Origin of the sequence: Streptomyces sp. AcH 505 (genome assembly GCF_000818175.1) — a bacterium.
Classification (GTDB): Bacteria; Actinomycetota; Actinomycetes; order Streptomycetales; family Streptomycetaceae; genus Streptomyces.
The window spans coordinates 861,105-865,780 of the sequence record NZ_JTIY01000001.1; the positions used below are offsets into that span (position 1 = coordinate 861,105).

Here is a 4,676-nt window from a genome sequence, read left to right on the forward strand (position 1 = left end):
CGGCGCGGCCCGTCCTGACCATCGGGTCGTCGATCCGCACCCGCTGCTTGCGCGCGGGCAGGGTCCGTATCGCCAGCACCCCGCCGGGTCCTATCGCGAGATGGTCGACGGAGGCGGCGCCGGGCAGCGGCACGGAGTGCAGCACCCGCCAGCCCGCGCTCTCCAGCCGGTCCAGCTGCTCGCCGACGAACTGCTGGGACAGCAGCGCGCCGCGCCGCGCGTCCTGCCGCAGCCGCAGCCGCAGCGAGGCGCCGGGCGACGGCATCGCGTCGAGCTGGACCTGCAGGGACTCCCCCGGCCGGTTGGGCGCCAGGTCGTCGTCGGGGTGGAGCGAGAGCCGGTCGAGGTCGGCGGGGGTGGGCACGGGCGGCGGCCCTACCGTCACCTCACCGGTGAGGTACGGCGCGAGCGCGGCCAGTACGGCTTCGCGGCGCGCCGCGTAGACGAGGCTGACGCGGCCCGCGCTCTTGTCGTACCAGGCGACACCGGTGCCGTCGGGCAGGCTCACATAGAGCCGGTCCTGACCGTGGTGGTGCGCCGGTGTGACGCGAAGTCGGGTCATGCCATCACCCCTTGCCCATGGGAACAGCCCACGGGCCGTGGGGCAAGAACCAATTCGTGGCAACCATCCGCCAACCGTACGCGGATGACGGATTCCGTAACGAAACGCCGTCGGGGGGACGGCGGGACGGCAACGACGGGGCATCCGACGTACCCGGGCCGTCCCTGCTGTCGGTGGCGTACGGCACACTCTGACCAGGCACCGTCGCAGGCGCTCGCCGACATTTCCCGGAAGGAATCCCGCACATGATCATCTTCGGTACCAGGGGCTACCTCTACCAACTGGCCATATTGACGCTGGTGTGCGGTCGCTGCGGCAACCCCTCGGCGCACACCCTCAGGAAGCGGGTCACGAAGTTCACGCTGTTCTTCGTGCCGTTGTTCCCCGTCTCCACGAAGTACGCGACGCAGTGCACGTTCTGCGGCGCCGAACAGCGGATCGAGAAGGAGCAGGCCGAGCAGCTGCTGGCGCAGGTCGCCCCGGCGGCGGGTCCCGGCGCCGCCCCGGTCACCCCGGGATACGGCCAGCAGGGGTACGGACCGCAGGGCACGGGCGGCCAGCCGCAGCAGAACCAGCAGAACCCCTACCAGAGCTGACGTAACGCATAGTGATGTTTTGCGGACTCTACGTGGTCAAACTAGGGTGAATCGGGCGAGCCGTATGCCGGAACGGCCGGCTCCTCGCACCCAGGTCACCAGGAGTCAGCATGCCCCTGCGTTCCCTCGGCCTCAGCGCCGCCGCAATCGCCGCCATTGCCGCAGCGACGCTCACCACCGCCCCCGCAGCGCTCGCCGCGCCGCCCGCGCCCTCCACGGCGTCGGACAGCCCGGCGGCCGTGGACACCCCCTCGGCCACGTCGAACAGGCCGGTGGCCCGCGAGGACAGCCCGGCGACGGAGCACAGCTCGCGCAGCTACCTCGGCAAGGTCACGGCCAGGACCGGGCTGCTGCTGCGTGACAAGCCGACCCGCAGCAGCCGTGTCGTACGCAGCGAGCCGTACGGCGCCCTCGTGCACATCTTCTGCCGCACGCGCGGGGGGAACGTGAACGGGAACACCAGCTGGTACCTGCTCACCGACGGCACCTGGGCGTGGGGTTCGGCGGCCTACATCGCCAACATCGGCGCCGTGCCGCGCTGGTGCTGACACACCACCGACGCCACTGACACCGTCTGATGCTGAGTAAGTTCGACATGCCTTATGTCCTTACATAGCCGGACATAAGGCATGTCGAATTGCTACGTTGCCTGCCATGACCGCACCGACGACGGTGGACACTCCCCCGCCCGAGCTACGCATCCCCAAGCGCCGGGGTGTCGAGTTCTCGCTCCTCGTCTGCGCCGTCCTCATCTCCGTCTTCGGCTACGCCGCCGTCGGTCTCGCGAAGAACGACGCCGTACCGCCGGACGCCGCCGGCTACGGCGCGGGCCTCGGCCTGCTCGCGCTGCTCGCGCATCTCGCCGTCCGGGTGCGCGCCCCGTACGCCGACCCGCTGCTGCTGCCCATCGCCGTGCTGCTGAACGGTCTCGGTCTGGTGCTGATCTACCGGCTCGACCTGGAGACCCCGCACGACCAGGCTGCCCCGACCCAGCTGGTCTGGTCGACGATCGGTGTCGCGCTGTTCGTCGGTGTCGTGCTCTTCGTACGCGACCACCGGCTGCTCCAGCGCTACGCGTACGTGTGCGTGGCGGCGGCGCTCATCCTGATGATCGTGCCGATCCTCTTCCCCGCGGTGAACGGGGCGAAGATCTGGATCAGGGTCGGCGGATTCTCCTTCCAGCCGGGCGAGTTCGCCAAGGTGCTGCTCGCGATCTTCTTCGCCGCCTATCTGGCCGCCAACAGCGGCGCGCTCGCCTACACGGGACGGACCGCCTGGCGCCTCCAGCTGCCGACCGGGCGGGTGCTCGGCCCGATCGTGGCGATCTGGCTGCTCAGCGTCATCGTCCTGGTGCTGGAGCGCGACCTGGGCACCTCGCTGCTCTTCTTCGGTCTGTTCGTGATCCTGCTGTACGTGGCGACGGGGCGGCTCGGCTGGATCGCGGTCGGGCTGCTGCTGGCCGTCGTGGGCGCGTACGCCGTCGGCTCGTTCGAACCCCATGTGCACGGCCGGGTGGAGGACTGGCTGCATCCGTTCGCCTCCATCGACGCCGGTCAAGGACCAGGACAGCTCGCCCAGTCGCTGTTCGCCTTCGCCGCCGGCGGGATGTTCGGCACGGGGCTCGGCGCCGGCGACTCGATCCTGATCGGCTTCGCCGCCAAGTCGGACTTCATCCTCGCGACGGCCGGCGAGGAGCTGGGCCTCGCCGGACTCACCGCGATCTTCCTGCTGTACGCGCTGCTCGTCGCACGCGGCTTCCGGGCCGGGCTCGTACTGCGCGACTCCTTCGGCCGGCTGCTGGCCGTGGGGCTCTCCTCGATCCTCGCCCTCCAGGTGTTCGTGATCGCGGGCGGGGTGATGGGGCTGATCCCGCTCACCGGCATGGCGCTGCCGTTCCTGGCCCAGGGCGGTTCGTCCGTCGTCACCAACTGGATCATCGTGGCGCTGCTCATCCGGCTCAGCGACTCGGCGCGCAGACCGGCGCCGGCCCCCGTGGAACCCGGGGTCGTCGAGCACGCCGTACCGCCGGGGACGGGTGAGTGATGCTCCGTCATATCCGGCACGCCGCCGCCTTCTGTCTGCTGCTGCTCGTCGCCCTGCTGGTCAACGCGGCCCGGGTGCAGGTGTTCGAGGCCGACGCGTACGACAAGAACCCCGCCAACCGCCGTGACATCGTGGCCCGTTACGCGCAGCCGCGCGGCGAGATCCTGGTCGGCGGCGTCTCCGTCACCGGATCCAGGGACACCGGCCAGCAGTTGCGCTTCGAACGCACCTACACACAGGGCCCGTTGTACGCCCCGGTCACCGGCTACGCCTCGCAGACGTACGGCACGACACTGATCGAGAACGCCGAGGACGGCGTGCTGTCCGGCACCGACCCGATGCTGGCCCCGCTGCCGCTGTGGAACGAGACCACCCACGGCCGGCAGCCCGGCGGCCGGGTCGTCACCACCGTACGGCCCTCGATGCAGCGGGTCGCCTTCAGCGGGCTCGCGGGCCGCAGGGGCGCCGTCGCCGCGATCGAGCCGGCGACCGGCAAGATCCTCGCGCTGGTCAGCAGCCCCTCGTACGACCCCACGCAGCTCTCCGGCACCGGCACGGCCGTCACGACCGCCTGGTCCCGGCTCAACGGCGAGATCACCCAGCCGATGCTCAACCGCGCGATCCGGCAGACCTATCCGCCCGGCTCGGCCTTCAAGATCGTCACGGCCGCCGCGGCGCTGGAGTCCGGGAAGGTGCGCGACCCCTCGGCCCCCACCGGCATCGGCGAGCCGTACGTCCTGCCCGGCACCACCACCACGCTGCCGAACGAGGCCGAGGGCTGCGACGACGCGTCGCTGGACTACGCGATCACCTGGTCCTGCAACTCGGTGATGGCCGGGCTCGGGGTGAAGGTGGGCCTGTCGAAGATGGTGGACACCGTCGAGAAGTTCGGCTTCAACGACACCGGTATCGAGATCCCCTCGGGCGTCGCCGCCTCCAACTTCGACACGCACATGAGCGACGACCAGCTGGCGCTGTCCTCGATCGGGCAGTTCGACACCCGCGCCACCCCGCTGCAGATGGCGATGGTCGCCGCCGCGGTCGCCAACGGCGGCGAACTGCGCTCCCCGCATCTGGTGGACCGTACGACGGCGTCGGACGGCGACGTCGTCTCCCGTACCGGTGGGCACACCTACGACCGGCCGATGAACCCGGGCACGGCCCAGCGGCTGCGGCAGATGATGGTCGACGTCGTGGCGAACGGTACGGGGACGAACGCGGCGATCGACGGCGCGACGGTCGGCGGCAAGACCGGCACGGCGCAGCACGGCATCGGCAACTCCGGTACGCCGTACGCCTGGTTCATCGCCTGGGCGCAGGCGGACGACGCCGCGCAGCCCGCGGTGGCGGTCGCCGTGGTGGTCGAGGACGCGAAGGCCGACCGGGCGGACATCAGCGGCGGCGGGGACGCGGCGCCGATCGCGCGGGCGGTGATGGAGGAGGCGCTGCGCTGACCGGACCCGCCGGCGGGATCG

The 4,676-nt window shown here is 70.9% G+C and carries 5 protein-coding genes; 4 read left to right on the forward strand and 1 reads right to left on the reverse strand.

Going from position 1 to position 4,676, the window contains the following annotated elements; all coding sequences use genetic code 11:
* On the reverse strand, positions 1 to 562 hold a 562-nt coding region (locus HY68_RS03900), incomplete at its 3' end, for a nuclease-related domain-containing protein (RefSeq protein WP_241778463.1).
* Positions 563 to 807: 245 nt separating this feature from the next.
* Between HY68_RS03900 and HY68_RS03905 the strand changes: the two genes are divergently transcribed.
* The 4 genes from HY68_RS03905 (at position 808) to HY68_RS03920 (ending at position 4,655) form a co-directional block, all read left to right on the forward strand.
* The gene (locus tag HY68_RS03905) at positions 808 to 1,158 is read left to right on the forward strand and encodes a zinc-ribbon domain-containing protein (protein WP_041984392.1); all 351 of its coding nucleotides are present in this window, start codon (positions 808 to 810) and stop codon (positions 1,156 to 1,158) included.
* Positions 1,159 to 1,268: 110 nt separating this feature from the next.
* Positions 1,269 to 1,706, forward strand: coding sequence for an SH3 domain-containing protein (locus HY68_RS39995; RefSeq protein ID WP_041984394.1), 438 nt, complete (start codon positions 1,269 to 1,271; stop codon positions 1,704 to 1,706).
* A gap of 106 nt (positions 1,707 to 1,812) precedes the next feature.
* The gene (locus HY68_RS03915; RefSeq protein ID WP_041984397.1) at positions 1,813 to 3,201 is read left to right on the forward strand and encodes an FtsW/RodA/SpoVE family cell cycle protein; all 1,389 of its coding nucleotides are present in this window, start codon (positions 1,813 to 1,815) and stop codon (positions 3,199 to 3,201) included.
* Positions 3,201 to 4,655 carry a penicillin-binding transpeptidase domain-containing protein gene (locus tag HY68_RS03920; RefSeq protein ID WP_041984399.1) on the forward strand — a complete coding sequence of 485 codons (1,455 nt, stop codon included), beginning with the start codon at positions 3,201 to 3,203 and terminating at the stop codon, positions 4,653 to 4,655. Before HY68_RS03915 ends, HY68_RS03920 begins: the two co-directional genes overlap by 1 nt.
* The last annotated feature ends 21 nt before the right edge of the window (positions 4,656 to 4,676 follow it).